We start from the raw sequence: 26,747 nt of genomic DNA, 5'->3' as shown, positions 1-26,747 counted from the left end.
CATGAGCACGATCACCGAGGAGACCCGGGTGGCCAACGCCCCGCTGCTGCGCCTCGCCACCGCCGGTTCCGTGGACGACGGCAAGTCCACCCTGGTGGGCCGGCTGCTGCACGACTCCAAGTCGATCCTGGCCGACCAGTTGGAGGCGGTGGAACACGCCTCGCGCAGCCGCGGTGCGACGGCGCCCGACCTCGCGCTGCTCACCGACGGGCTGCGGGCGGAACGCGAACAGGGCATCACCATCGACGTGGCGTACCGGTACTTCGCCACCCCCCGCCGCCGGTTCATCCTGGCCGACACCCCCGGGCACGTGCAGTACACCCGGAACATGGTCACCGGGGCGTCCACCGCGGAGCTGGCCGTGGTCCTGGTGGACGCCCGCAACGGGGTGGTGGAGCAGACCCGTCGCCACGCCGCGGTCGCCGCCCTGCTGCGGGTCCCCCACCTGGTGCTCGCGGTGAACAAGATGGACCTGGTGGACCACGCGGAGCCGGTCTTCGCGGCCATCGCCGAGGAGTTCACCCGTTACGCGGCGTCGCTCGGCGTCCCCGAGGTCACCGCGGTGCCGATCTCCGCGCTGGCCGGGGACAACGTGGTGGCTCCCTCGGCGCGGATGGACTGGTACGGCGGCCCCACGCTGCTCGAGCACCTGGAGACCGTGCCGGTGGGGTCCGACCCCGGGGCCGAGGCCGCCCGCTTCCCGGTGCAGTACGTGATCCGTCCGCGCAGCGCGGAGCACCCCGACTACCGCGGCTACGCCGGTCAGATCGCCGCGGGCGTGCTGCGGGTCGGCGAGCCGGTCACCGTGCTGCCGTCCGGGCTCACCTCGACCATCGCCGGGATCGACCTGCTGGGCCGGCCGGTGGACGTCGCCTGGGCGCCGCAGTCGGTGACCGTCCGGCTCGCGGACGACCTCGACGTCGCCCGTGGGGACACCATCGCCCCGAGCGGGTCGGCCCCGAGGGCCGTCCGGGACGTCGAGGGCATGGTCTGCCACCTGAACGAGCGGGAACTGCGGACCGGTGACCGGGTGCTGGTCAAGCACACCACCCGGACGGTGCGGGCCGTGGTCAAGGACATCCCGTACCGGCTCGACGTGGACACCCTGACCCGCCAGGAACTGCCGGGGGCGCTGCGGGTCAACGACATCGGCCGGGTGGTGCTGCGCACCGCGGAGCCGCTGGCCCTGGACGCCTACGCGGAGTCCCGGCGCACCGGCTCCTTCCTGCTGGTCGATCCGGCCGACGGCACCACGCTGACCGCGGGGCTCGCCGGGGAGGCGTTCGCCGGGGGGAACCCGCGGTGACAACTGGGGCGGGCACCACGGTGACCGGTGCCTTCGACACGTTCGACCGGCAGGGCGGCTGGGTCAGCAGCGGACGGTTGGTCAGCGGACAGGGCGGGGTGGCGCGATGTGCGCGCTGACTCCGTTCCAGGGCCCCACGGCCCGGTTCCGCCGCTCCCCCGTCCTGCCCTGCGCGCCCTGAACGGCGCGTGCCCCACCGAGAGGAAAACCCGTGGCCCCCGTCCGTCCCACCCGTTCCAGAACCACCCGCCCGCGCCGTGCGCTGGCCCTCGTCCTGTTCCTCCCGCTGGTCGCCGCCCTCGGGGCCTGCGGCTACGGTTCCCGAGCCGACGACGGGGACGGGGAGCCGGCGCCCGTGGCGGCCGGCGCCGAGCCGCTCAGCACGGACCAGGTGCGCCTGGGGTACTTCGCCAACGTCACCCACGCCACCCCCCTGGTGGGCCTGGAGAAGGGCCTGATCGCCAAGGAACTGGGCGGCACGAGGATCAAACGGCAGGTGTTCAACGCGGGGCCCGCCGCGATCGAGGCGCTCAACGCCGGGTCGATCGACATGAGCTGGATCGGTCCCTCGCCGTCGATCAACGGCTATGTCCGTTCCCACGGCGAGAACCTGCGGATCGTCGCCGGGGCCACCTCGGGAGGCGCCTCCCTGGTGGTCAACCCCGACCGGGTCAGGGACCGCAACGACCTGGAGGGCAAGCGGATCGCCACCCCGCAGCTCGGCAACACCCAGGACGTGGCGCTGCTGAACTACCTGTCCGGGCACGGGTACCGGGTGGACGCCCAGACCGGGGCCGGCGACGTCAAGGTCATCCGTCAGGACAACAAGGAGATCCCCAACTCCTTCCGGCGCGGCGACCTGGACGGGGCCTGGGTACCCGAACCGACCGCCGCCAAGCTCGTCTCGTCCGGGGGGAAGGTGCTCCTGGACGAGCGGGAGCTGTGGCCGGGCGGCAGGTTCGTCACGACCAACCTCATCGTCTCCCAGTCCTTCCTGGAGGAACACCCGGACGTGGTGGAGGCCGTGCTGCGCGGCTCGGTGCGCACCAACGCCTGGATCAACCAGCACCCCGACCAGGCCAAGGCGACCCTCAACTCCGCGCTGGGCGAGCAGACCGGCAAGCCCCTGCCCGACGAGGTGCTCGACCAGGCCTTCGCACAGGTGGAGATCCTGGACGACCCGCTCGCCGGCACCCTGCGCGACCAGGCGGAACACGCCGTCGAAGCGGGCCTGTTGGACGAGGCCGACCTGTCCGGGATCTATGACCTCACCCTGCTCAACACGGTCCTGCGCGAAGAGGGCCGCGCCACGGTGGACGACGCCGGTCTCGGCGTCGGCTGACGAAGCGTTGGCGGGACCGCTCCACCCGGGGCGGTCCCGCCGTCCCAGAACAAGGAGGTGACCCATGGCGGCATCCACGCTCACCGAGGTCGGTCCGGGTGCGGTGACCGAGGCCGTCGGAGCCCCGGCCGTCCGCCTCGGCCAGGTGTCCAAGAGCTTCGGCCGCCCGGGCGCGGCACAGACGGTGTTGGACGGCATCAGCCTCGACGTGGCCCCCGGGGAGTTCGTCTGCCTGCTGGGCGCGTCCGGGTGCGGCAAGTCCACCCTGCTGAACCTGGTGGCCGGCCTGGACCGGCCGTCGTCGGGGACCATCGAGGTGCCGGGCGGGCGCCCCGCCCTGATGTTCCAGGAGCACGCGCTGTTCCCGTGGCTGACGGCGGGCCGGAACGTGGAGTTGGCGCTGCGGCTGCGCGGGGTGCCGCGGGCCGAGCGCCGGGAGCGGGCCGAACGCCTGCTGGACCTGGTCCGGCTCCGCGGCGCCCACGGCAAGCGGGTGCATGAGCTGTCCGGGGGGATGCGGCAGCGGGTGGCACTGGCCCGGGCGCTGGCCCAGGCCAGCCCGGTGCTGCTGATGGACGAGCCGTTCGCCGCGTTGGACGCGATCACCCGGGACGTGCTGCACGAGGAGCTGACCCACCTGTGGTCCGAGACCCGGCTCAGCGTGCTGTTCGTGACGCACAACGTGCGGGAGGCGGTGCGGCTCGCCCAGCGGGTGGTGCTGCTCTCCTCCAGGCCCGGCCGGATCGCGCGTGAGTGGACCATCGACCTGCCGCAGCCGCGGCGGATCGAGGACCCCGGCGTGTCCGACCTGTCCGTCGAGATCACCGAACACCTGCGGGAGGAGATCCGCCGACATGGCCAGAACTGAGGCCGACGCCGGGACCGCCGGGCCCCCCGGGGGCGGTCCCGACGCCGGGTCCGCCCGTCCGCGCGGCGGCCAGGACCGCTCCGAGCACCCCGACCTGGCCGGGCTCGAGGCGGGGCTCGACGCGTTGGAGACCCGCGCGCCGGTGCGGGCGTCGCTCGGTGGCGTCCTGCTGAACAAGGTGCTGCCGCCGGTGGTCGCGGTGGTGCTGGTGGTCGGCGCCTGGCAGATCGCCGCCGCCGCCGACGTCAAGCCGGACTACATGCTGCCCGGACCACTGGACGTCTGGGACTCCCTGGCGGACCTGTGGTACGAGGGCACCCTGTTCGAGGTGATCTGGCACAGCGTCAGCCGAGGGGCCCTGGGCTTCGCCGCCTCCCTGGCGATCGGGACTCCGCTGGGACTGTTGGTCGCCCGGGTCAGGGCGGTGCGGGCAGCGATCGGCCCGGTGCTGTCGGGGCTCCAGTCACTGCCCTCGGTGGCCTGGGTGCCGGCCGCGATCATCTGGTTCGGGCTCAACGACTCCACCATCTACGCGGTGGTGCTGCTCGGCGCGGTTCCGTCGATCGCCAACGGGCTGATCGCCGGGGTGGACCAGGTGCCGCCGCTGTTCCTGCGGGCAGGTCGAACCCTGGGGGCCACCGGGCTGCGCGGGATCAGGTACGTCCTGCTGCCCGCGGCGCTCCCCGGCTACCTCGCCGGGCTCAAACAGGGCTGGGCGTTCTCCTGGCGGTCGCTGATGGCGGCGGAGTTGATCGCCAGCTCCCCCGACCTGGGCATCGGGCTCGGCCAGTTGCTGGAGAACGCGCGCACCAACTCCGACATGTCCGGGGTGCTCGCCGCGATCTGGCTCATCCTGATCGTGGGCATCGGCATCGAGTTGCTGGTCTTCGCCCCGCTGGAACGCCGGGTGCTGCGCAGCCGTGGACTCCTCGCCGGAACGAGTTAGGTTTTGGTCATGAACCTGGTCACTGCACCGGGTCCGCCCCCGGGGGCGGCCCCACCGCCGCTCCTGGCCGTCGCGCACGGCAGCCGTGACGCCCGGCACGGCGCCACGGTGCGGGCCCTGGTGGCGCGGGCCGCCGCGCTCCGGCCGGGGCTGCGGGTGGAGACCAGCTTCCTGGACCGGCCCGGGGGGCAGGCGACCCCCTGGTCCGGGCCGCCGGTGGCACAGATGGTGGAGCGGCTCGCGGTGCGGGGACACCACACGGTGGTGGTCGTGCCGTTGCTGCTGAACCGCGCCTTCCACGCCAGTTCCGACATCCCCGCGGTGCTCGCCGAGGCCACCGCCCACCACCCCGGGCTGACGATCGTGCAGGGGCCGGTGCTCGGCCCCTCACCGCTGCTCGTCGCGGCGTTGGAACGCCGCCTCGGGCAGGCGGGGGTGGACGTCGGGGACCCGCACACCGGGGTGGTGCTGGCCTCGGTGGGCTCAACGGACCCGGAGGCGAACGCGGTGACCGCCAAGGTCGCGCGGGAGTGGCGGCGCACGGGTTGGTGCGCCGTGGTCACCGCGTTCGCCTCCGCCCCCGGCCCCACCACCGCCGAGGCGGTGCGGCGGCTGCGCGCGGACGGGGTGCGGCGGGTGGCCGTCGCCCCCTACGTGCTGGCGCCCGGGTTGCTCCCCGACCGCATCCGTCGGGGAGCGCGGGAGGCGGGTGCGGACGCGGTCGCCGACGTCCTCGGCGACGCGCCCGAGGTGGCCCGCCTCCTGCTGCACCGCTACGACCAGGCCGCCGGCTCCCCCGGCACCGCCCACCCGCCGCTGACCGCCTGATCCCGGCCCCCCGGTGGCGACCGGACCGTCAGACGCCGATGTCCCGACCGTCCCGGCGCCACACCGCGACCACCGCGGGGCGGACCAGCCCGCCGGGCCCGTCAGGCCAGGCCGACGCGGGGTTCTCCACACTGGCCCCGTCCACCTCGCCCGGGTGCTGGACCGCGACCAGCACCCGCCGGTCCTGCACCACCGGGCCGCAGGTCTCCGCGCCCACCGGAACGGTGAGGAACTGCCGGACCCGACCCCGCTCCCGTCCCTGGACGGCCACGCCGAACAGGCCGTCGTGGCTCCCGAGGGCGTTGCCGTCGGTGGAGATCCACAGGTTCCCGTGCGGGTCGAAGGTGACGTTGTCCGGGCAGGAGATCGGGCTGACCTGGTCCTTGGGGAAGCCGGCGAAGTAGGTCGCGGGGTCCTCCGGGTCACCGCAGACCAGCAGCAGCGTCCAGGTGAACCGGGTGGCGGCCGGGTCGTCGCCCCGCTCGGTCAGTTCCAGGACGTGACCGTGCTTGTTGGCGTTGCGCGGGTTGGCCTCGTCCGCGCCGGCCTTGCCGGCCTTGCCGCGGTCGGTGTTGTTGGTGAGCGCCACGTAGACCCGGCCGGTGCGCGGGCTGGGCTCCACGTCCTCGGGGCGGTCCATCTTGGTGGCGCCGACCCTGTCCGCGGCCAGTCGGGTGAACACGTAGACCTCGTCGGCGGTCATCCCCGGCACCAGTGAGCGGTCACCGCTGGCCAGCGGAATCCACTCGCCCCAGCCGTCGAACTCGCCGTCGTCCGGCAGCGTTCCCGTGCCGTCGATCTCGGCGGCGGGGCTGTCCCCGGTGAACCGGGCGACGTACAGGGTGCCGTGGTCGAGCAGGGTCATGTTGTGCTCGCGGGCGGCCCGGCTGTCACCGCGCCTGACCCGCCGGTCGGAGACGAACTTGTACAGGTAGTCGAAGCGTTCGTCGTCCCCCATGTAGATCACGGGACGGCCGTCGGCGGTGAGCCGGGGCTGCGCCGCCTCGTGCTTGAAGCGCCCCAGGGCGGTGCGCTTGCGCGGGGTGGACTCCGGGTCGTAGGGGTCGAGTTCGACGATGTAGCCGAAGCGGTGCGACTCGTTCGGCTCCCTGGTGACGTCGAAGCGCTGGTCGAACTGCTCCCACTTGCGGGTGCTCGCGGCGCCGGACATGCCGTAGCGGGCGAGCCTGGCCTTGGCCTGCGGGTCGGTGACCGCGCCGGCGTTGGCGAAGTACTGGTTGAAGTTCTCCTCCGCGGACAGCACCGTGCCCCACGGAGTCGTGCCGCCGGCGCAGTTGTTGAGGGTCCCGAGCACCCGGGTGCCGGTGGGGTCGGCCGACGTGCGGAGCAGCGGGCTGCCCGCCGCCGGGCCGGTGACCTCGAACGGGGTGGTGGCGGTGATCCGCCGGTTCAACGGGTGGCGGCGCACCGGGGTCAGGCGGCCGACCCGGCGGTCCTCGTCCACGACGACCACGCTCAGGCCGTGCGCGGCCCAGGCGATCTCCACCTGTTCCCGGGTCGGCCGTGCCGGGTCGTACCCGGCGAACATCAGGTTCTCGTCGGTGTACTCGTGGTTGGCCACCAGCACCTGGCGGTGCGGCTCACCGGGCAGGTCGAGAAGGGCCAGGAAGTCGTTGTTGTAACCGAACTGCATGGCCTGGGCCCGGGCGGTCTGCCGGTTCTGGTCGAACTCCGGAGCTCCCCGCAGGATCGGTTCACCCCAGCGGATGACGACGTTCTGGTCGTACCCCTGGGGCACCGTCACCCGGTCCGCCGTGTTCGGGGCGACCGGGGTGAAGCGCAGGCCGCGCGCGGGGCGCCCGTCGAGCCCCGGGGCACCGCCCGGAACGTCGGACCCACCGGGCCCCGCCGCGGCGGAGGAGACGCCGAACGCCCCCGTGGCCCCGACCGCACCGACCACCGCACCGGCGCGCAGCACGGTGCGCCGGGAGAGCGCGGAGGCGATGACGGCGCCGAGCTCGGGGTTGTCCGTGGGGTTGGGAACGTCGTGGAAACAGGCGTCACCACAGCGGTAGCGGCAGGTCAGCGCGGAGCGCCCGCCAGGGTGGGAGCTCAACAGCGGGAGCGGCTTGCGCAACGGTCCTCCAGGGTGCGGCGCGCCGGCGTTGCGGCGCGGTCGGGGTGGTCCACGCCCGGACACTAGGTCGGTCCACCAGCGCCCCGGCGACCTGCGAGTGAACGCCGAGTGAAACCCGGGCAGCCCTCGAGGGTGGTGGTGTCCCGCAGCGCGGGGGCTGCCTTCGGCGCCGGGACGGTGACGAGCGGAGGGGGCGAACGGCGGGGCGGACCGGTCAGCCGACGTCGGGCAGCCCCGGCTGGTCGGCCGTCCCGAGGATCGCGGGCAGTTCGTCGAACCAGGCCAGCACGGCCTGTTCGTAGCGGATGCCGAAGGCCAGGGTCGCCCGCTGATAGGGGTCGAGCTCGGCGCCGCGCACCGAATCCTGGTACTGGTGCTCCGCCAGTCTCCGTTCGTGGTGCACCCGGTGGGCGGCGAGGTGGTCCAGCAGGGTCTCCCGCTCCAGGAACCGGCCGAAGGAGAGGGTGAGTAGCAGCGGGTAGCGCATCTGCTCCACCCCGGGCGGCTGGGCCACCCACTCCACGAAGGCCGACCGGCCGGCCCCGGTCAGGCGGTAGGGCCGCCGGGAACGGGCTCCGGTGGGGCCGACCACCACCAGGCCCTGCTCGGCGAGCGAGCCGAGTTCCCGGTAGACCTGGCTCCGGGTCAGGCTCCAGAAGCCTCCGAAGACCCGGCGGGCCGTCTCGGTGAGTTCGTATCCGCTGGCCTCTCCCGCGTGCAGGAGGCCCAACAGCGATGCCGCCGTGGGGTTGAGGTCGGGCACGGTGCGTTCCTCTTGGTGATCCACTGCGTGGGACGACATACGGCACCCGCCGGGACAACCGTGACGACTTCCGGCGCGCTCAGGTGCTTACCGTGTCACAACTGTCGCACCGCGTGCACGCGAACGTCGCAGCCGGTCCACCGATCGACCAGAAAACGACAGGCGTCCGAGTGGGCCCACGGGGCGGTGGGCGCTCCGCGGGGGCGCCAGTTGGCCGGCGGACGCCCTTGTCAGCGCGCCGCGGTCTTCTGATACTTCCCTCAGCGTCGGACCGCCCAACCGGCGGTGCCCGCCTGCGGCAACGCGCGATCCGTGGTGTCGCCGCGCCAGGTCTCTCCAACCCGAGGGAGCACACGCGATGGCCTTCGCATCCCGAGCGCGGCGAACCCCCACCCGGCGACCGCCGACACCCGGCAGCGGTTGACCACCGGGCGGGGACATCGGCCAGCCGCGACGCCCCCGCCCGCCCCAGGCACGTCTGTTTCCCGCCGTTTCGCAGGTCGGGGCCTTGACGCCGGGTGCCGCGCCGCCCCGACGTCGCCCCGCCTCCCGCGGACCTCCCTGGAGGTCGCGACCCCGTTCCCCGCCCCGCGCGGCGGCCACCACGGCATGCCCGCGGGGCGGGACCACGCCCCACCCGACGCCGGACACCCCTGCGCCGGACACCCCGACGCCGGACACCCCTGCGCCGCCCGCGGCCCCCGGTCCTCGATCCCCCGGCGGACCACGCCACGGCCCGTGGGAGCGTCCGTCCGTTGCTCCGCAGGCCCAGCAACCGCACCGGATCGGCCAACCGATCGTTCGGTTTAGGACGTGTCGTACGACCGGGTTTCACCCGTCTCCATGGTTGGCATGTATATGGCAGTTGGCATGTACACGGCACTCCCTGCCACCTGCCTCGGCAGGGTCCGACCGAAAGGATCGTCCGTTGAAGAAGTGGCTCGCTCCGTGGAAGAAACTGGTCGCCGTGGCGGCCGTGGCCCTCGCGGCACTGAGCTTCCAGTTCCCCACGGCTCAGGCGTCCGAGCCTGACATCGGCCCGACCGTCGTCGGCGGAACCCGCGCCGCCCAGGGCGAGTTCCCCTTCATGGTCCGGCTCTCCATGGGCTGCGGAGGCGCGCTGTACTCCAACAACCTGGTGCTGACCGCCGCCCACTGCGTCGGGTCCACCGGCGCCAACACCAGCATCACCGCGACCGTGGGTGCGGTGGACCTCCAGGACCCCGCCCGGGTCCAGATCAAGTCCAACTACGTCTACCGGGCCCCGGGGTACAACGGTTCCGGCAAGGACTGGGCGCTGATCCGGCTGCAGACGCCGGTGACCAACCTGGCCAAGCTGCCGATCGCCACCTCCACCGCGTACAACAACGGCACCTTCACCATCGCCGGTTGGGGCGCCACCTACGAGGGCGGCCCGCAGTCCCGGTACCTGCTGAAGGCCAGCGTCCCGTTCGTCAGCGATGATGTGTGCGGGAACGCCTACGGCAGCGACCTGATCGCGGGCGAGGAGATCTGCGCCGGCTACACCCAGGGTGGCACCGACACCTGCCAGGGCGACTCCGGTGGCCCGATGTTCCGTCGTGACGCCAACGGCGCCTGGATCCAGGTCGGCATCACGAGCTGGGGCTACGGCTGCGCACGCGCCGGCTACCCCGGCGTCTACACCGAGGTGAGCACCTTCGCCGCGGACATCAAGGCCGCCGCCGCCTCCCTCGGCGGCTGACCCACGGGTCCGGCCCGTTGCGGCACCACCACGCAGTCCGGCCCGGGGCGAGCCGCCCCGGGCCGGACCACGTGTGCACGTCGGCGGTCAGCCGGCGGTCCGGCCCGAGGGTCCGGCCACGGCGGAGGACGACGGCTCCGTCGGGGCGGGTGCCTCGTCCACCGGCCCGAAGGCGGCCATGGTCCGGGTGAAGTCCCGGGTGGAGAGCAACAGCTTGTAGATGATCATCAGCTCGAAGAGGAAGAGCAGGGCCGCCGCGGTGATGGTGACCGGAGCGATCGCGTTCACCGCGGGACCGATGATGAACACGGCCATCTGGAACTCGATGCCGCTCACCAGGTGGGTCCTGATCCGCCGGCGCACCAGCGCGTTCCGGAACCGCACGTACCAGGGGAAGCGGCTCTTGAAGCCCTGGCTGAGGTCCACCACCTGCGGGCTGTCCGTCCGCTGCCCCGGGATGCCGGCGGTGCCCTGCCCGCCCTCGGCCGGGGCGGCCGGCGTGCCGCCGGCGGGCGCCGCGGGGGACGACCGCCGCAGGGCGTCGGCGGCCTCGCCGGTGGTCTCCCGGTCCGCGTCGGGGTTCTCCCGGAGCAGGTCCTCCATGAAGGCGAGCTGCCGCCCGGTGTGCTGGGTGGCCCGCCCCCCGCTGGCCTCGGCCCGCGCCTTGATCTCCTCGCGCATGGACTGCCGGACCTTGAAGGTCTGCAACGCGTCCACGTAGCGCAGCATGTCGAGGAAGACCACGACCAGGGCCAGCCAGATGTAGTACACCTCGCCGGTCCGCTCGTACTGCCCGCCCATCAGGGCGATGGCGCAGGTCAGCACGCGTATCCGGTCGAAGACGTAGTCCAGCCAGGAGCCGAAGATGGAGCCCCGGCCGGTGAGCCGGGCCAGCTTCCCGTCCATGCAGTCGAGGGTGAAGCTGATGTGGAACAGCACTGCTCCGGCCAGCAGCCAGATCCAGTCGCCCTGGGCGAAGCAGGCCGCGGCGCCGCCCCCCACGAACAGCGCGGCCCAGGTGATCTGGTTCGGGGAGATCCGGGTCCACATCGCCGTCCACCGCACCAGTGGCGTGGCGACGGGGTCCACCAGCAGTACGGTCCACCAGGCGTCGCGATGCTTCTCGGTGCGCCTGCGCACTTCCGCTAGGGGTGGTATATCCAAGAGGTCAGCCAACTTCCAGGATCGACAATCAGCGCAAGAGCGGCGATGACCCCCGCTCCGAAAGGAGCGGCGTTCATCAGAAAACAAGAACCTCGCTATACAACCTTCAGTCGGGGTTCTGAGTCAAAAGAGTGACGTCCACGCGGTGGCGGGCGCCCCGGGAGACGCCGCTGAGCGGATCTGGCCATGTCAAGTTAGTCTGCCCTCATGAACGACCTGTCCTTGACCGAGGGGACGGCCCGCGAGGTGCTCGGCGCCGCCGGGTTCGACGGCGCCCGGGCCCGTCTGCTGGCGCTGGGCGAGAACGCGGTGTTCGCGCTCCGCGAGGGCCCGGTGGTCAAGGTGGGTCGCGGCCAGGAGCTGTTCGCCCGCGCCGAGCACGAGCTGCGGGTGGCACGCTGGCTCGCCGAACAGCAGGTGCCCGCGGTGCGGCCGGTCAGGGACCAGCCGTCACTGGTCCTCGGCCACCCGGTGACGGTGTGGGAACCCCTCCCCCCACCCCAGCGCCCCACCGAGCCCGCCGACCTCGCCCTGCTGCTGCGCCGGGTGCACGCACTGCCCGAGGCACCGTTCCCGCTGCCGGGCCGGGACCTGCTCGGCGGGGTCGAGCGCTGGCTGGGCCGGGCCGGGGAGCACATCGACCCGGCGGACGCGGCGTTCCTGCGGATGCGCCGGGACGAATACGCGCTGGCGGCCCTCGAGGTCAAGCCGGTGCTGGCCACGGGACCGATCCACGGCGACGCCCTGCCCCGCAACGCACTGGTGGGCCCGGACGGGCCGGTGCTCGTCGATCTGGAGACGTTCTCCCACGACCTCAGGGAACACGACCTGGTGGTGATGGCGCTGGCCCGGGACCGCTACGGGCTGCCGGAGGAGGAGTACCGCTCCTTCGCCCTGGCCTACGGCTGGGACGTGACCGAGTGGGACGGCGCACTGGTGCTGCGCGGCGCCCGGGAGACGGCCGCCGCGGCCTGGGTCGCCCAGCACGTGCCTGGCAACCCCCGCGCCCTCGCGGAGTTCCGACGCCGGGTGGCCTCCCTGCGCGAGGGCGACCACACCGTCCGCTGGCGCCCCTTCTGAACGACCGGGCCGCCGACGCCCCCGCTCAGGCCGAGTCGGCCATGGGCTGCGGCTCGCGCAGCGGCCACCGCCCGTCCACCACCGCCAGCGGGTCGCGGCCCCGCCGCAGCCAGCGCTGGAAGTCCGCGGCCCAGTCCGCGTGCCAGCCGATCTGGGTGCGGTGCAGCGCCCACGGCTGTTGGGCGGCGACCTCGGGATGCCGGGTGGCTATCGCCACGGCCACCCGGACGGCCGCCAACGCGTCAGCGCTCGCCTCGTGGGCGCCGTCCAGCTCGACGCCGTAGAACGCGCAGGCGGCCTCCAGGGTGCGCTTGCCCTTGCGGTAGCGGTCCACCGCCCGGTCCACCGTCAGCGGGTCCACCACCGGGCCCACCTCGCCACCGACGCGCTCGCCCAGCGACGGCAGGCCGTGTCGGCGCAGCTCAGCGGCGAGCAGGCTCAGGTCGAACACCGCGTTGAACGCCACCACCGGCGTGCCCGCCGCCCAGTGTCCCGCGAGCGCGGCGGCGATCTCCTCCACGGCCACCGCGGCCGGCTGCCCCTTGGCCCTGGCCCACTCGGTGGTGATGCCGTGGATGGTGGTGGTCTCCGCGGGGATCGGAACCCCCGGGTCGATCAGCCAGTGCTGCGCCCCGGCCAGCTCACCGCCCCGCACCTCGGTCAGCGCCGCGGTGACGATCCGGGCGGACTCCGGGTCCGTCCCCGTGGTCTCCAGGTCGAACCCGATCAGCAGCTCCTCGTGCCACCCCATGGTTGGTCCCTTCCCCTCTGCCTCCCCGTTGGACCTCATCGTCCCAGGCGCCACTGACACCCCGGGCGTGGTGACGGCCGTCCCGCGCACCGTCCGCACCGTCCGAACCGTCCCAACCGTCCGCGGCGGTCCCCGCAAACGATGACGCTACGTCAGGACACTGCCCGGGAGTCGGCCCAGACCCCCTCGAACTCCTCGCGGTAGATCTCGAAGAGGCCGTGCTCCCCGGCCAACTCGCCGTGCGCCAACTCACGGCCGCCGTTGCGGAGCACCAGCACCGGGGACTCCATGCCACGGCTCCTGCGCAGGTAGGACTGGACGATGGCCAGGCCTTCCGGGCTGTCGCCGTCCACCAGGTAGGCGGTGAACCGGGGGGTCTCGTCGAAGACCCGGATCTCGAAGCCGGCGGTGTCCCGCAGCCGGGACCTGACCCGGCGCATGTGCATGATGTTCATCTCCACCGAGCGGCTCAGCTCGCCCCGGCCCAGGCCCAGTTCCCGCTCCCTGCGACGCACCGCGCTGCTCGCCGGGTTGAGGAAGAGGAGCCGCACCCGACAGCCCGACTCGGCGAGGCGGACCAAGCGGCGGCCGGAGTAGTTCTGGGTGAGCAGGTTGAGGCCGATCCCGATCGCGTCCAGCCGGTGCGCACCGCGGAACAGGTCCTCCACGGGGACCTGGCGCTGCAACCGGACCCGGTCCGGGTGGACCCCGACGACGTCGGCGTAGCGGTCGCCGACCAGCTCCTCCACCACGTCCACCGGCAGCCGGGTGTCCACGGCCCCGTGGGCGTTGGCGCCGAGCAGGTCGAGCAGTCGCCGGGCGGCCCGTTCCGCCTGGGCCAGCACGGTCTCCGACAGCGCCCGGTTGCGGGAGACCACGTGGCGGGCCACCTCGAGCTCGTCCAGGGCGAGTTCGAGGTCGCGGCGGTCGGCGAGGAACGGGTCGAAGCACGGCCAGTGCTGGACCACGAGCTCGCGCAACTGGGGCAGTGTCAGGAATATGAGCAGGTCGTCGTCCGCGGGATCGAGGAGGTACCCCTTGCGCCGACTGACCTCGCGTACGGCGGCGGCGCGCTGCACCCACTCGTGGCCCGCGGGACCGGCAGCGGCGACCACCCACTCCTCGCCGTGCACCGGCTCGTACACCGGTCGCAGCACCGCGTCGACCACGGCCCGGAGCCGTTGCTCGACGAGGTTGAGCCACACGTAGGCGCGACCCGCACGGCGGGCACGGCGGCGCACCTCCTCCCAGTCCGCGGCTGCCCAGTCCAGTTCGGTGCCTATCTCCGAGGGACGGGGAGCTGACACGGTGCTGAGCACTCCCTCATCACGACCCTGGTTTCCCTGGTGGCCGCCGTCGGAGGAGGGGAGGACCAGTCCCGAGGAGGTCACTACCGGCACCGCCTTCCCACGGCCTCAGTCCAAGGCCGTCGCGACCGTCTGCCGTCCGGCAGCGATCAAGGGTACTGCCCCCGGGGGGGCGTGCGCAGCCCGATGTCGGGGTGGACTCTGCGGATGGCGCGCCGGTGTCGGGCGAGGCGTCCCGCAGGTGTGCAAACGGGCGAAGATCTTCCGAAAACCGACCAGGGCCGCCCGTTCTGGGCGAGGATGCGCCTGGACGTCCGTCGGGGACCGACTCCCCGTCGGGAACGGCACACGGGAGCCGCCCCCCTGGTGGCGCGCGGGGCGGGCCCCACCCGCCGCCAGGACCGGGCACTCGGGCATCGACACAGGGAGGTGGGCCGCCGCCATGCAGGTCTGGCCGGGACGCGCGTATCCGCTCGGCGCCACCTACGACGGCGCGGGCACCAACTTCGCGGTCTTCTCAGAGGTGGCCGAGCGGATCGAGCTGTGCCTGCTCCACGAGGACGGGTCGGAGACCGCGGTGGAGCTGCGGGAGACCGACGCCTTCGTCCGACACGCCTACCTGCCCGGGGTGATGCCGGGACAGCGGTACGGCTTCCGGGTGCACGGCCCCTACGAGCCCCGTGCCGGGCACCGCTGCAACTCGGCCAAGCTGCTCCTCGATCCCTACGCCAAGGCGATGAGCGGCACCATCGACTGGAACGAGGCGGTGTACGGCTACCACTTCGGCCACCCGGACTCGCGGAACAACCTCGACTCGGCGCCGCACACCATGTCCTCGGTGGTGGTGAACCCCTACTTCGACTGGGGCAACGACCGGCCGCCGCAGCACGGTTACCACGACACCGTGATCTACGAGGCGCACGTCAGGGGCCTCACCATGCTCCATCCCGGGCTGCCCGAGGAGATCAGGGGCACCTACGCGGCCCTGGCCCACCCCGCGGTGATCGACCACCTGACCGGCCTCGGCGTGACCACGCTGGAACTCATGCCCGTGCACCAGTTCGTCCACGACCACCGCCTGGCGGACGCCGGGCTCGCCAACTACTGGGGCTACAACACGATCGGCTACTTCGCCCCCCACGGGGCCTACGCCTCGCTCGGTGACCGGGGCCAGCAGGTGCAGGAGTTCAAGGCGGCGGTGCGGGCACTGCACGAGGCGGGGATGGAGGTGTTGCTGGACGTCGTCTACAACCACACCGCGGAGGGGAACCACCTGGGTCCCACCCTGTCGTTCCGCGGCCTGGACAACGCGTCGTACTACCGGCTCGCCGCCGACCGCCGGTACTACGAGGACACCACCGGCACCGGGAACTCCCTGCTGATGCGCAGCCCGCACGTGCTGCAACTGATCATGGACTCGCTGCGCTACTGGGTCACCGAGATGCACGTGGACGGCTTCCGGTTCGACCTGGCGGCGACCCTGGCCCGGCAGTTCCACGAGGTGGACCGGCTGTCCTCGTTCTTCGACCTCGTGCAACAGGACCCGGTGGTGAGCCAGGTCAAGCTGATCGCCGAACCGTGGGACGTCGGCGAGGGCGGCTACCAGGTCGGCAACTTCCCGCCGCTGTGGACGGAGTGGAACGGCAAGTACCGGGACACCGTGCGTGACCTGTGGCGCGGCGAGCCGGCCAAGCTGGCCGAGTTCGGCTCGCGGCTGACCGGCTCGTCCGACCTCTACCAGAGCGACGGCCGCCGCCCCCTCGCCTCGATCAACTTCGTCACCTGCCATGACGGCTTCACCCTGCACGACCTGGTGTCCTACGACCACAAGCACAACGAGGACAACGGCGAGGACAACCGGGACGGGGAGAACCACAACCGCTCGTGGAACTGCGGGGCGGAGGGGCCCACCGACGACGCGGGCGTGTTGGCGCTGCGCGCCCGCCAGATCCGCAACCTCCTGGCCACCCTGATGCTCTCCCAGGGGGTGCCCATGCTGTCCCACGGCGACGAGTTCGCCCGCACCCAACGGGGCAACAACAACGCCTACTGCCAGGACAACCCGCTGTCCTGGGTGCACTGGCCGGACCCGGGCGAGTCCTCGCTGGCCACGCGGACCCACGCGTTCACCCGCGCCATGGTGCGGCTGCGGCGGGAGCACCCGGTGCTGCGCCGACGCCGCTTCTTCGACGGCCGGCCCGCCACCGGCGCCCACGACGAACTGTCGGACATCGCATGGTTCACCCCGGACGGGGTGGAGATGACCCGGCAGGACTGGCAGGCGGCTCAGGCCAGGTCCCTGACCGTGTTCCTGAACGGGAACGCGATCTCGGAGCCCGACGCCCGGGGACAACGGGTCACCGACGACTCGTTCCTGCTGATGTTCAACGCCGGCGGTGAGCCGTTGGACTTCCTGGTGCCCGACGACCACGGCCGCCGGTGGCAGGTGGTGGTGGACACCGCCCTGGAGGACGGCCCGTCGGTGGGGCCGGGGCGCGAGGTGCGCGCGGGCGAACGGCTGACGGTGACCGGCCGGTCCCTCGTGGTGCTGCAACGCCCCCAGTGAGCCCGGGACCACCGGAAGGGCCGCGAACGGTCACAGAGTGCACGAGTGACGTGACGGAGCGCCACCAACCGGGTAGGTATGCCGGCATGACGACTCAGCCGCCCCTGCCCGGCTCGACCTATCGTCTCCCGTTGCAGCCGGACTTCCCGTTCGCCGCGGCCGAGGCCGCCGTCCCCCACCTGGCCTCGCTCGGCATCTCCCACCTGCACCTGCCGCCCGTCCTGCAGGCAGCTCCCGGCTCCCCCCACGGCCGCGACGTGGTGGACCACACCAGGATCAGTGTCGAGCTCGGCGGTGAGCGGGGCTTACGGTCGTTGGCCGGGACCGCCGCCGCCCACGGCATGGGCCTGGTCGTCGAGGTGGTCCCCCACCACATGGCGGTTCCGGCGCCCGAACACCTCAACCGGCCCCTGTGGTCGGTGCTGCGCGAGGGCCCGTCCTCCCCCTACGCCCACTGGTTCGACATCGACTGGGCGGCGCAGCGGAACCGCGTCCTGCTGCCGTTCCTCCGGGACCGGCTCGGCGCGGAGGTGGACCGCATCGAACGGGCCACCTGGGATGGGGAAACGATCCTGCGCTATCACGACCACGCCTTCCCCCTCCGTGCCGGCACCGAGGAACTGCCCCTGCCCGCCCTGGTGGAGCAGCAGTGGTACCGGCTCGCCTGGTGGCGGGTCGGCCGCACCGAGCTCAACTACCGCCGGTTCCTCACCAGCAGCGGAACGATCGGCCTGCGCACGGAGGACCCCGAGGTGTTCCGGGCCACCCACGGCCTCCTGCTGGGGCTGGTGCGCGAGGGGGTGATCAGCGGTCTCCACGTCACCCACGCGGACGGCCTCGCCGACCCCCGGGGCTACCTGCGCCGGCTCACCGAGGCCACCGCCCGACACCGGCAGCGGGCGACCACGACCACCGGGACGGGCAGTCCGGTCGGCGCCGGGGAACCCGCAGGCAGGGGACCCACGGCGCCCCACCCGGTGTGGACGGTGGTGGAGAAGGTGCTCACCGGCACCGAACGGCTGCCCGCCGACTGGTGCTGCGCCGGAACCACCGGCCGTGAGGCGCTGCACCGGGTGGATGGGCTGTTCCTCTGCCCGGTGGGCCTCGCCGAGCTCACCACCGTCTACCGGGAGTTCACCGCGACGGACCCCGGCGAGCCGCACACGAGCTGGACCAGCACCGCCCGGCGCGCCACCCGCGAGGTCCTCGCCTCCGAGCTGGCCGCGGAGGTGGACCGGCTCACCCGGCTCGCGTACCGGATCTGCGCGCAGGACCTGGCGCTGCGCGACCACGGCGCCGGCTCCCTTCACACCGCGGTCACCGAGCTGCTCGCCTCGTTCCCCACCCACCGGCCCTACGTGGTGCCCGGCGAACCCGCCCCGCCAGGAGCGGTGCGGGCCCTGGACCGGGCGAGCGAGAACGCCGGCTACGCGTTCGTGGTGGCCGAGGAGGCCGCGGCGGTGGACGTGGTACGCGGACTGGCGCTGGGCTCGCTGGGGCGCAGCCCGGCCAAGGACGAGTTCGTCGGCCGGTTCGCCCAGGTGTGCGCGGCGGTACGGGCCACGGCGGTGGAGGGCGTCGCCCACCACCGTTGGTTCCCGCTGCTGTCCAGGGGCGAGGCCGGCGGTGATCCCGCGGGGCCGGGCACCGACCCGCAGGAGTTCCACGCGTTCTGCTCCCACCTGCAACGGGACTGGCCGGGCACCGGCACCGTGCTGTCCGGCCACGACACCCGGCGCAGCGCCGACGTGCGGGCCAGGGCGGCGGTGCTCTCCGAGGTGCCCCGGGCGTGGCGGAGCTGGCTGGAGCTCGCCTCCGCCAGCCACGCGCACCTGCGCCGCGGCGGGGTCCCGGACCGCGCCGCCGAGTACCTGATCTGGCAGACCCTGTTGACGGCCTGGGACCTGGAACCCCCGGACCGGCTGGTGGACGCGGTGCGCGGGTCGCTCCGCGAGGCGGGGGTGCACACCGGTCGGACCAGCCAGGACCGCACCTACGAGACCGCCGTGCTGGACTTCGCAATGACCGTGGCGACCCGCGCCCGCGGCGTCGCCGCCGACTTCGCGCGCTGGTGCGCCGAGCCCGAGCGGGCCAACGTGCTCGGCGCGGCCCTGGTGCACCTGACCATGCCCGGGGTGCCCGACGTGTACCAGGGCACCGAGACGCTGTGGCACTGCCTCGCCGAGCCTGACGGCCTCCGGCCGGCGCGGTTCGACGAGCTCGCCCGGGCGCTGCGGCGCCTCGACGACGGGGGGCCGGGGGCCGTTCCGCACGGTCTCGGCGAGGAGAAGCTCCTGGTCACCGCCACCGCCCTGCGGCTGCGCCGCGCCCGCCCGGAGTGGTTCGGTGCGGACGCCGGGTACACGCCGGTGTACGCCCACGGGCCGGCCGCGGTGCACGCGGTCGCGTTCCTCCGGGCGGGCTCGGTCCTCACCGTCGTCACCCGGTTGGCGCACCGCCTGGCCAGGAACGGCGGCTGGCGCAACACCGTGCTGCCGCTCCCCGACGGCAACTGGACCGACCTGCTGACCGATCGCCCGGTCACCGGCCGGGCCCCGCTCACCGAGCTGCTCGACCGGCATCCGGTGGCCCTGCTGGCCCGCACCTGACCGGCTGGGTCGCGCCCCCGCGGACACGATGGGGGGAGCACCCCGGGGTGTGCGGAGTCGGCGGCCGTGGCCCGCCGACCAGCCCGCGGCCGGCCGGACGCCGTGGTCCGGCCGGCGCGGGGCCGGGTCAGCCGCGCCAGGGGCCGGTCACCGCGAAGGTGGTCCCTGGGGTATAGCAGTTGACATACATGGTCCGTCCGTCCGGCGAGAAGGCGACACCTGCGAACTCACCGTAGTCCGGGCTCTCGGGGGTGCCGAGGTTCTGCCGGCCGCGGGCCATCGGGTAGACCATCCCGGTCCGGCTCACGCCGTACACGTACTGGTCACCGCCGCCGTCCTCGCAGACCATCAGGCCGCCGTTCGGGGACAGCGCGATGTTGTCCGGGGACTCCCCGGGCATCTGCGTGTCGGTGTCGGGCCCGAAGACGACCTCCAGGGTGAGCCGGTTGGACCTGGGGTTGTACGACCAGACCTGCCCGAAGTGGGTGGCGCGGGAGCCGTCCTTGGTCCGGGCGAAGCTGGACACGAAGTACGACCGCCCGTTGCCCCAGTAGGCGCCCTCCAGCTTCTGGGCGTGGGTGATGCCGCCGGGGCCGAAGTCCTGGAGCCGGATCGGTGTCTGGGCGGCCAGCGGGTCCGGCACCGGCACCCACTCCACGTCGTCGAAGCTGGTCCCGGCCTCCTGCACCACGGACAGGTCCGGAACGCCCGGCACCCGCATCGCCTGGAGCTCACCCCCGGCGCGCAGGCTGCCGGGGCCCCCGCGGGGCTTGTTCGGCAGGAACCGGTAGTAGAGGCCGAAGGGCTTGGCGAAGGCGTCCTCTGTCTCGTAGACCACCCCGGTCGTGGGGTCCACGGCCACGGCCTCGTGCTGGAAGCGGCCCATCGCGGTCAGCGGGTGCGCCCCGGACCTGTGGGGGTCCCGGGGGTCGACCTCGAAGATGAAGCCGTGGTCCTTGGTGTAGCCGTTGACGCCTGCCTTGTCCTCGGTTTCCTCGCAAGTCAGCCAGGTGTTCCAGGGGGTCGGGCCACCTGAGCAGTTGACTCCGGTGCCGGCGATGCCCACCCGCTCGTCAACCGGCCTGCCGGTGTGGTCGAGCTCCAGCACGGTGCAGCCGCCCTCTGCGGCGGGGTCGTAGGTGAGCCCCTCGATGGCCGGGACCCGCACCCGTGATCTTGGCCGGTTCTCGTGGTTGCGGACCAGGTACGTGTGGCCGGCGCGACCGAGGAACGCCGCCATGCCGTCGTGGTTGCTGGGCACGGGACCCTCGCCGGAGAGCAGGGGCTCGCCCTCCCTCGACAGCACCTGGTAGCTGAAGCCGCGGGGCAGGTCCAGGAGCCCGGCGGGGTCCGGCACCAACGGGCCGTAGCCGCTGTGCCCGCCGACCTCGGCTGCGGCGGCGTGGCCGACGAACAGTTGGTCGAGTGCCCCGGTGAAAGTGATGCCTGCGCCGAGGGCACCGGCCCCGGCGAGGAGATGACGACGAGAGACGGACATGCTCAACCTTCCTGCTGGCGGACAGGCTTGAATGAACGCTTGGGTATAGCACGCTGTCCATGGCGCAGGGAACGCTTCGTTCTGGCTGTCCGCCGCTGTCCAGGAGAAATCGAGCAAGAAACACCGGGGTAACACCTTGCGGCGACCGCTACAGGCCCTCTCCCTCCCGGGCGAGGGCACTCAGACGGGAGATCGCCCGGAGGTACTTCTTGCGGTACCCCCCGGCCAGCATCTCCTGGTCGAACACACCGTCGAACGGGACCCCGGAGGACAGGACCGGCAGCTCGCGGTCGTAGAGCCGGTCGGCGAGCACCACGAGCCGCAGGGCCGTGGCCTGGTCGGGGACGGGCCGGACGCCGCGCAGGAAGACCGCGCGGACGCCGTCGGTGAGGGCGCCGTAGCGGCTGGGGTGGACCGTGGCCAGGTGGGCGAGCAGGTCGGGGAAGTCATCCAGACTGGCCCCCGGGGTGCGCTCGGCCGCCGCGGTGACCTCGGCGTCCGTGCGTGGGCTCGGGGCCCGCGGGAGACCGCGGTGCCGGTAGTCCTCACCGTCGATCCGGACGGTGGAGAAGTGCGCGGACAGGCCCTGTATCTCCCGCATGAAGTCGGCCGCCGCGAACCTGCCCTCACCCAGCCGGTCGGGAAGGGTGTTGGAGGTGGCGGCGAGCCGCACCCCCGCCGTCGCCAGTTTCCCGAGGAGGGTGGAGACCAGGACCGTGTCCCCGGGATCGTCGAGCTCGAACTCGTCGATGCACAGCAGCCGGTGACCGGACAGCGCGGCCACCGCGGGTTGGAACCCCAGGGCACCGACCAGGTTGGTGAGCTCCACGAAGGTGCCGAACGCCTTGGGCGCCGGGGCGGCGTGCCACAGTGAGGCCAGCAGGTGCGTCTTGCCGACGCCGTAGCCGCCGTCGAGGTAGACGCCGGCCGGGCCGGAGCCCGGGGCCGCCCGCCGGAACCAGCGCCGCCGGCCGCCACCACCCGGGGTCCCGCCACCCGGGGGCCGGCCGCCCAAGGTGCTCGCGAACGACTCCAGCGCGGTCACCGCGGCGGCCTGGCTGGGCTGTGCCGGGTCGGGGTGGTAGGTGGCGAACCTGACGCCGTCGAACCGGGGCGGCGGCACCATGTCGGCGACCAGCCGGTCCGCCGGAACGCGGGGGGCGCGGTCGCTGAGGCGCACCGGGCCTGCCGGTGCTCCAGCCGGCCGTTCCGCAGGTTGTCCGGTTATCGGTTCGGCGGGGCCTCGCTCGGAGGGGTGGGCTCGTGAGGACACAGCCCTCAACCTTACGTCGCGTGACAGACTGCCGGATATGCGCCGCCTGTTCCCCACCCCCACCGGCCCGTCCTCCCCGCCGGCCGCCACGGCCCCTCCCCCGGGCGAGTCGCCCCGCCCGCCCGACGGCCCGGACTCCCTCGACGACCTGGCCGACGCGTACGCCTACCCCGCCACCACCGGGGCCGGCCGCCCGTGGCTCCGGGCGAACATGGTCGCGAGCCTGGACGGAGCCGCCCACCACCAGGGGCGTTCCGAGCCCCTGTCCTGCGCCGCGGACATGCGCCTCTTCGGGGTGCTGCGGGCCCTGGCGGACGTGATCATCGTCGGCGCCGAGACGGTCCGGCGAGAGGGGTACGGGCCGGCCAGGGCCCGGAAGGCGTTCGCGGCCCGCCGTGCCGCGCTCGGACAGTCACCCGCGCCGGTGATGGCCGTGGTCAGTGCCAGCCTGGACCTGGACTTCACCGGCCCGCTGTTCACCCGGCCCGTGGTGCCCACCATCCTGCTCACCGGCGCCCGGGCCCCCGCCGACCGCCTGCTGGCCGCCCGGCAGCACGCCGAGGTGGTGCTGGCCGGCGAGGGAACCACGGCGGACGCGGCGCAGGTGGTGCGGGCCCTGGTCGACCGCGGCCACACCCGGCTGCTCACCGAGGGCGGCCCCCGGCTGCTCGCCCAGTTCGCCTCCGCCGACGTGCTGGACGAGCTCTGCCTCAGCGTGTCACCGCTGATCGCGTCGGGCGACTCCGCGCGGATCACGAACGGTCCCGACATCGCCGAGCCGCACCGGTTCACCCTGTCCGGCCTCCTGGAGGACGATGGTTACCTGTTCACCCGCTACGTCCGCGCCGGACGCCGCTAAGCCATCCGTTTCCGGACAGCCGCCGCGGGTACCGGACCTACTCGATGCTTGCGTCGTCGCCCCGGAGTCGAGCGGCACGCGCCAGGATGTTCCCTGGGGGGTGTGGGTCCTGGGAGAGAGAAGGACGTACGTGTTCACGACGGTGCTGATGATCGAGAAGCCACTCGTCCCCGCCGATGTCGACCTCATCACCACGCTGCACGACCAGGAGCCGGTCTCCTTCGTGCTGCTGATGCAGCCGCGTGGCGACCAGGACCGGCTACTGCGGGCCCTGGACGACGTGGCACTCGGGCGACTGGGCGACGTGCCCCGCGAGGCGGGCGAGGAAGAGGAGGAAGCATCGGCACCACTGGCCCACCGGGCCCTCGAGCACAGCGTCCGGGCGCTGCGCGACGCCGGGAGCGACGCGGTGGGCCAGGTCGTGGAGGGGGACCCGCTGGACCTGTTGCGCTCGGTGGTCGAGGAGACCGACGCCGACGAGGTGGTGGTACTCACCGCACCGCACCTGGTGGAGGAGTTCTTCCACCGTGACTGGGCCTCCCGGGCACGGCACCAGGTGGGCGTGCCCGTCCTGAAGCTCTTCGCTCACAACGAGTGAGGCACCAACGGTGCACCACCACCTGGCCGGCGCCCGGCATCCCCGGCACCGCCGTTCCCCCGTTGTGGTGCAGAATCTAAAGGCATCGCCCAGCGCTGCCGAACCGCTCCACCGGAGCGGCGGTGTGCTCGCTGGGCCGCAGAACGCGCGTCGCACCCGGGGAGAGACACAGATGGCACCGGCCTCCATGGACCGCCCCCACTTCGTCGGCATCGGCGGGGCGGGCATGTCGGGCCTGGCGAAGATCCTCGCCATGCGCGGGGCGGAGGTGGCCGGCAGCGACGCCAGGGAGTCGGCCACCGTGCTGGCGCTGCGACAGCTCGGCGCCCGGGTGCACGTGGGCCACGCCGCGGAGAACCTCGCCGACGACGCGAGCTGTGTGGTGGTCTCCAGCGCCATCCGCGACGACAACCCGGAGACCACGGCCGCGGTCGCCCGAGGGGTTCCGATCATCCACCGGGCCGACGCGCTCGCCAGCCTGATGCAGGGCCGCCGGGCCATCGCCGTGGCCGGCACCCACGGCAAGACCACCACCACGAGCATGCTCGCGGTGAGCCTGGCCAGCCTGGGGCTCGACCCGTCGTTCGCCATCGGTGGGGACCTGAACGAGCCGGGTTCCAACGCCCACCACGGCACCAGCGAGATCTTCGTCGCCGAGGCCGACGAGAGCGACCGCAGCTTCCACCGCTACAGCCCCGAGGTGGCGGTGATCCTCAACGTGGAGCTCGACCACCACGCCAACTACGCCTCCCTGGAGGAGGTGTACGACTCCTTCCTGACCTTCGTCGACCGGATCACCCCCGACGGCACCCTGGTGATCTCCTCGGACAACCCCGGCGCCCGCGAGCTGACCTCCCGGATCACCCGTAAGGACCTGCGCATCATCCAGGTGGGCGAATCCGGCGACGCGGACGTGCGGGTGCTGGAGTTCTCCCCGAGGGGGCTGACCGGGCGGGTCACGGTGGCGCTGCCGGAGGCCTTCGGCGGCGGCGAGCTGACCGTCACGGTGTCCGTGCCGGGACGGCACTACGCGTTCAACGCGGTGGCCGCCCTGGCCGCCGCCGCCTCGATCGGTGTGCCGGCGTCCGACTTCGGCCCGGCCCTGGCCCAGTACACCGGGGTCCGCCGCCGGCTCCAGCTCAAGGGCGAGGCGGGTGGGGTCTCGCTGATCGACTCCTACGCCCACCACCCCACCGAGATCATCGCCGACCTGGAGGCCGTGCGGGGACACGCCGGCGCGGGCCGGGTCCTGGTGGTCTTCCAGCCCCACCTGTTCAGCAGGACCCAGGAGCTCGGCGTGGAGATGGGCCAGGCGCTGGCCCTGGCCGACGCCGCGGTGGTGATGGACATCTACCCCGCCCGGGAGGACCCGGTGCCCGGGGTGACCAGCGACATCGTGGTCAGGGCCGCCGCCGCGGGGGGCGCCGAGGTGCACCCGGTGCACTCCATGGCGGCCGTCCCCGACGTCGTCGCCGGACTGGTGCGCCCCGGTGACCTGGTGCTCACCATGGGCGCGGGCGACGTAACGTTCCTCGGGCCCGAGATTCTCTCCAGGATCCGGACATAACCTTCACCCATGACGTACGAAGTGGAGAAGACCGAGGAGGAGTGGCGCAAACAGCTCACTCCCGACGAGTACCACGTGTTGCGCGAGGCAGGCACCGAGCGCGCGTTCACCGGCGAGTACACGGACACCAAGACCACCGGCGTCTACGAGTGCCGGGCGTGCGGCGCCGAGCTGTTCCGGTCGGACACCAAGTTCGAGAGCCACTGCGGCTGGCCCTCGTTCTACGACCCGGCCGACAGCGCCGCCGTCGAACTGCTCCCCGACCGCTCCCACGGCATGGTCCGCACGGAGGTGCGCTGCGCCCGGTGCGGTTCCCACCTGGGGCACGTCTTCCAGGGTGAGGGCTACCCGACCCCCACGGACCAGCGGTACTGCATCAACTCCGTCTCCCTGCGGCTCGTTCCCCGCGAGGACTGACCCGCCGACGGGTGAGCCCGGAACGCCGCGGTTCCGGGCTCGGCGCGGGCCGGGGGCCGGTGCCCGGCGCGGCGGAGCGCGGTCCGGGGCCCGCCGCGCCGCCCCGGGTCACAGCCAGCCGCGGCGCGCGGCCTGGAGCCCGGCCTGGAACCGGTTGGTCGCCGACAGCTCGTCGAAGATCCGCCGGGTGCGCCGGCGCATGGTGCGCAGCGACACCCCCAGGCGGCGGGCGATGGCCGCGTCGGTGAGCCCGCTGGCCAGGAGGGTCACCAGCGTCCGGTCCTCCTCGGCGAGTTCGGGCGCCGGCGACTGGTTGCCGATCGGCACGGCCCGCGCCCAGTACGCCTCGAAGAGGTCAACGAGGCCGTCCAGGAGGGTGGACTCCCGCACCAGTGCGCAGTGCGCCGTCTCCAGGTCCAGGCTGAGCGGCAGCAGCGCCACCTTCCGGTCGGCGATCGCCATCTTCATCGACAGACCGGGCAGCACCCGGGCCTCCTCGCCGCAGGTGGCCAGCCTTTCGATCTCCTCCAGGCTGCCGGGCATCTGGAGGGCCTCGGGTGAGTAGACGCCCCGCCAGTGCACCCCCTGGGCCAGACTGACGGGTTCCACCGGGTTGTCGGGCGCCAGGGCGTACGGGGGGCGGTCGAGGACCAGCATCTCCTCGCGCGCCTGGTGCTGGAGGCGGACGAACCAGCGGCCCAGGGACTGCGGTCCTACCAGCACCTCCACCGCTCCCCCGGCGCCGTTGCGGTGCCGCATCGCGTGGAACGCCGCGGCCAGCTCGGCGGCCGTGCCGCGCACCGCCTCGAGCTGCGCGGTGCGCTGCCGCACCAGCGTCTCGATGGCGGCCTCCGGCTCCACCGCGGTGTACCGGCGCAGCCGACCGGCGAGGCGGCTGGCGAGCCCCTGGGCACGGAGCCTGGCCAGCGCACGGTCCACCCGGTCGGGTGAGACGTCGAGTTGGGCGCCGAGCTCGGCGGGGGTCGCGGAACGACCACCGACCAGCGCTCGGTAGACCCGTTCGTCGAAGGCCGAGACGCCGACCGAGCTCAGCCCGCCCTCCCCCGTGGTCCCCTCGTCTCCCATGGCCGTGAATCGTGGCCCAAGAGTGCCAGTGGCCGCAAGGGGCCGCAGAAACGATTGCTCGGCAAAGGGCCGGGTCGCTACCACTGAACGATGCGCTC

At 73.0% G+C, this 26,747-nt stretch carries 22 protein-coding genes; 14 read left to right on the top strand and 8 right to left on the bottom strand.

All coding sequences use genetic code 11. The features are described 5' to 3' along the window. The first annotated feature begins 1 nt into the window (after nucleotide 1). The 6 genes from A3IG_RS0108735 to A3IG_RS0108715 all read left to right on the top strand — a co-directional run bounded on the left by A3IG_RS0108735 (nucleotide 2) and on the right by A3IG_RS0108715 (nucleotide 5,290). Complete coding sequence (locus A3IG_RS0108735) at nucleotides 2-1,306, top strand: sulfate adenylyltransferase subunit 1 (protein WP_018383177.1); 1,305 nt, start codon at nucleotides 2-4, stop codon at nucleotides 1,304-1,306. Continuing rightward, nucleotides 1,303-1,425 carry a hypothetical protein gene (locus tag A3IG_RS34145; RefSeq protein WP_157862229.1) on the top strand — a complete coding sequence of 41 codons (123 nt, stop codon included), beginning with the start codon at nucleotides 1,303-1,305 and terminating at the stop codon, nucleotides 1,423-1,425. The genes A3IG_RS0108735 and A3IG_RS34145 overlap by 4 nt, the downstream gene beginning before the upstream one ends. 92 nt (nucleotides 1,426-1,517) lie before the next feature. Beyond that, the gene (locus tag A3IG_RS0108730) at nucleotides 1,518-2,648 is read left to right on the top strand and encodes an aliphatic sulfonate ABC transporter substrate-binding protein (protein ID WP_018383176.1); all 1,131 of its coding nucleotides are present in this window, start codon (nucleotides 1,518-1,520) and stop codon (nucleotides 2,646-2,648) included. Between the two features lie 64 nt (nucleotides 2,649-2,712). Further along, entirely contained in the window at nucleotides 2,713-3,516 is an 804-nt protein-coding gene (locus A3IG_RS0108725) for an ABC transporter ATP-binding protein (RefSeq protein ID WP_018383175.1), read from the top strand. Next, complete coding sequence (locus A3IG_RS0108720) at nucleotides 3,503-4,462, top strand: ABC transporter permease (protein WP_018383174.1); 960 nt, start codon at nucleotides 3,503-3,505, stop codon at nucleotides 4,460-4,462. Before A3IG_RS0108725 ends, A3IG_RS0108720 begins: the two co-directional genes overlap by 14 nt. A gap of 9 nt (nucleotides 4,463-4,471) precedes the next feature. After that, complete coding sequence (locus tag A3IG_RS0108715) at nucleotides 4,472-5,290, top strand: sirohydrochlorin chelatase (protein WP_018383173.1); 819 nt, start codon at nucleotides 4,472-4,474, stop codon at nucleotides 5,288-5,290. Nucleotides 5,291-5,318: 28 nt separating this feature from the next. Here A3IG_RS0108715 and A3IG_RS0108710 read toward each other — a convergent pair whose 3' ends face one another. Together A3IG_RS0108710 and A3IG_RS0108705 are read right to left on the bottom strand one after the other, a co-directional pair. Continuing rightward, nucleotides 5,319-7,388, bottom strand: a complete 2,070-nt coding sequence (locus tag A3IG_RS0108710; RefSeq protein ID WP_018383172.1) for a PhoX family protein — start codon at nucleotides 7,386-7,388, stop codon at nucleotides 5,319-5,321. A gap of 214 nt (nucleotides 7,389-7,602) precedes the next feature. Then, nucleotides 7,603-8,151 carry a PadR family transcriptional regulator gene (locus A3IG_RS0108705; protein WP_018383171.1) on the bottom strand — a complete coding sequence of 183 codons (549 nt, stop codon included), beginning with the start codon at nucleotides 8,149-8,151 and terminating at the stop codon, nucleotides 7,603-7,605. A gap of 928 nt (nucleotides 8,152-9,079) precedes the next feature. On the opposite strand from A3IG_RS0108705, the gene A3IG_RS0108700 reads away from it, so the two are divergent. Further along, complete coding sequence (locus A3IG_RS0108700) at nucleotides 9,080-9,874, top strand: S1 family peptidase (protein ID WP_018383170.1); 795 nt, start codon at nucleotides 9,080-9,082, stop codon at nucleotides 9,872-9,874. 87 nt (nucleotides 9,875-9,961) lie between these two features. Here A3IG_RS0108700 and A3IG_RS29060 read toward each other — a convergent pair whose 3' ends face one another. Next, entirely contained in the window at nucleotides 9,962-11,014 is a 1,053-nt protein-coding gene (locus tag A3IG_RS29060; RefSeq protein WP_018383169.1) for a CDP-alcohol phosphatidyltransferase family protein, read from the bottom strand. 246 nt (nucleotides 11,015-11,260) lie between these two features. On the opposite strand from A3IG_RS29060, the gene A3IG_RS0108690 reads away from it, so the two are divergent. Next, entirely contained in the window at nucleotides 11,261-12,118 is an 858-nt protein-coding gene (locus A3IG_RS0108690; RefSeq protein WP_026220041.1) for a phosphotransferase enzyme family protein, read from the top strand. A gap of 25 nt (nucleotides 12,119-12,143) precedes the next feature. Here A3IG_RS0108690 and A3IG_RS0108685 read toward each other — a convergent pair whose 3' ends face one another. Next, complete coding sequence (locus A3IG_RS0108685; protein WP_018383167.1) at nucleotides 12,144-12,869, bottom strand: exonuclease domain-containing protein; 726 nt, start codon at nucleotides 12,867-12,869, stop codon at nucleotides 12,144-12,146. A 152-nt stretch (nucleotides 12,870-13,021) separates the two neighbouring features. Then, nucleotides 13,022-14,260, bottom strand: a complete 1,239-nt coding sequence (locus A3IG_RS0108680) for an SAV2148 family HEPN domain-containing protein (protein ID WP_026220040.1) — start codon at nucleotides 14,258-14,260, stop codon at nucleotides 13,022-13,024. A gap of 358 nt (nucleotides 14,261-14,618) precedes the next feature. Here A3IG_RS0108680 and glgX point away from each other — a divergent pair, with 358 nt between their 5' ends. Continuing rightward, complete coding sequence (glgX, locus tag A3IG_RS0108675; RefSeq protein WP_018383165.1) at nucleotides 14,619-16,742, top strand: glycogen debranching protein GlgX; 2,124 nt, start codon at nucleotides 14,619-14,621, stop codon at nucleotides 16,740-16,742. An 86-nt stretch (nucleotides 16,743-16,828) separates the two neighbouring features. Then, the gene (gene treY, locus A3IG_RS0108670; protein ID WP_018383164.1) at nucleotides 16,829-19,351 is read left to right on the top strand and encodes a malto-oligosyltrehalose synthase; all 2,523 of its coding nucleotides are present in this window, start codon (nucleotides 16,829-16,831) and stop codon (nucleotides 19,349-19,351) included. 127 nt (nucleotides 19,352-19,478) lie between these two features. Here the strand turns inward: treY and A3IG_RS0108665 are convergent, their stop codons facing one another. Both A3IG_RS0108665 and zapE read right to left on the bottom strand, forming a co-directional pair. After that, entirely contained in the window at nucleotides 19,479-20,849 is a 1,371-nt protein-coding gene (locus A3IG_RS0108665; RefSeq protein ID WP_018383163.1) for an alkaline phosphatase PhoX, read from the bottom strand. A gap of 148 nt (nucleotides 20,850-20,997) precedes the next feature. Further along, on the bottom strand, nucleotides 20,998-22,029 hold the full coding sequence (zapE, locus tag A3IG_RS0108660) for a cell division protein ZapE (protein WP_018383162.1): 1,032 nt from the start codon (nucleotides 22,027-22,029) through the stop codon (nucleotides 20,998-21,000). Nucleotides 22,030-22,159: 130 nt separating this feature from the next. Here zapE and A3IG_RS0108655 point away from each other — a divergent pair, with 130 nt between their 5' ends. The 4 genes from A3IG_RS0108655 to msrB all read left to right on the top strand — a co-directional run bounded on the left by A3IG_RS0108655 (nucleotide 22,160) and on the right by msrB (nucleotide 25,563). Next, a complete protein-coding gene (locus A3IG_RS0108655; protein WP_018383161.1) occupies nucleotides 22,160-22,981 on the top strand; it encodes a pyrimidine reductase family protein in 822 nt (273 codons plus the stop codon). 130 nt (nucleotides 22,982-23,111) lie between these two features. Continuing rightward, nucleotides 23,112-23,579, top strand: a complete 468-nt coding sequence (locus tag A3IG_RS0108650; protein WP_018383160.1) for an indole-3-glycerol-phosphate synthase — start codon at nucleotides 23,112-23,114, stop codon at nucleotides 23,577-23,579. A gap of 172 nt (nucleotides 23,580-23,751) precedes the next feature. After that, on the top strand, nucleotides 23,752-25,146 hold the full coding sequence (gene murC / locus A3IG_RS0108645) for a UDP-N-acetylmuramate--L-alanine ligase (RefSeq protein ID WP_018383159.1): 1,395 nt from the start codon (nucleotides 23,752-23,754) through the stop codon (nucleotides 25,144-25,146). 9 nt (nucleotides 25,147-25,155) lie between these two features. Then, entirely contained in the window at nucleotides 25,156-25,563 is a 408-nt protein-coding gene (msrB, locus tag A3IG_RS0108640; RefSeq protein ID WP_018383158.1) for a peptide-methionine (R)-S-oxide reductase MsrB, read from the top strand. Nucleotides 25,564-25,671: 108 nt separating this feature from the next. Here msrB and A3IG_RS0108635 read toward each other — a convergent pair whose 3' ends face one another. Beyond that, a complete protein-coding gene (locus A3IG_RS0108635) occupies nucleotides 25,672-26,649 on the bottom strand; it encodes a helix-turn-helix domain-containing protein (RefSeq protein ID WP_018383157.1) in 978 nt (325 codons plus the stop codon). Between the last annotated feature and the right edge of the window lie 98 nt (nucleotides 26,650-26,747).

Source organism: Wenjunlia vitaminophila DSM 41686, from assembly GCF_000380165.1.
GTDB lineage: Bacteria > Actinomycetota > Actinomycetes > Streptomycetales > Streptomycetaceae > Wenjunlia > Wenjunlia vitaminophila.
The sequence above is the reverse complement of the archived record's forward strand: the minus strand, read 5'-3'. Positions and strand labels throughout refer to the sequence as shown.

What these genes read in the sequence shown, in the direction of transcription:
- glgX (WP_018383165.1), top strand. Translation starts at nt 14,619, where the DNA reads ATGCAGGTCTGGCCGGGACGCGCGTATCCGCTCGGCGCCACCTACGAC.
- A3IG_RS0108715 (WP_018383173.1), top strand. Translation starts at nt 4,472, where the DNA reads ATGAACCTGGTCACTGCACCGGGTCCGCCCCCGGGGGCGGCCCCACCG.
- A3IG_RS0108735 (WP_018383177.1), top strand. Translation starts at nt 2, where the DNA reads ATGAGCACGATCACCGAGGAGACCCGGGTGGCCAACGCCCCGCTGCTG.
- A3IG_RS0108720 (WP_018383174.1), top strand. Translation starts at nt 3,503, where the DNA reads ATGGCCAGAACTGAGGCCGACGCCGGGACCGCCGGGCCCCCCGGGGGC.
- murC (WP_018383159.1), top strand. Translation starts at nt 23,752, where the DNA reads ATGGCACCGGCCTCCATGGACCGCCCCCACTTCGTCGGCATCGGCGGG.
- A3IG_RS0108665 (WP_018383163.1), bottom strand. Translation starts at nt 20,849, where the DNA reads ATGTCCGTCTCTCGTCGTCATCTCCTCGCCGGGGCCGGTGCCCTCGGC.
- A3IG_RS0108685 (WP_018383167.1), bottom strand. Translation starts at nt 12,869, where the DNA reads ATGGGGTGGCACGAGGAGCTGCTGATCGGGTTCGACCTGGAGACCACG.
- treY (WP_018383164.1), top strand. Translation starts at nt 16,829, where the DNA reads ATGACGACTCAGCCGCCCCTGCCCGGCTCGACCTATCGTCTCCCGTTG.
- msrB (WP_018383158.1), top strand. Translation starts at nt 25,156, where the DNA reads ATGACGTACGAAGTGGAGAAGACCGAGGAGGAGTGGCGCAAACAGCTC.
- A3IG_RS0108635 (WP_018383157.1), bottom strand. Translation starts at nt 26,649, where the DNA reads ATGGGAGACGAGGGGACCACGGGGGAGGGCGGGCTGAGCTCGGTCGGC.
- A3IG_RS0108655 (WP_018383161.1), top strand. Translation starts at nt 22,160, where the DNA reads ATGCGCCGCCTGTTCCCCACCCCCACCGGCCCGTCCTCCCCGCCGGCC.
- A3IG_RS0108725 (WP_018383175.1), top strand. Translation starts at nt 2,713, where the DNA reads ATGGCGGCATCCACGCTCACCGAGGTCGGTCCGGGTGCGGTGACCGAG.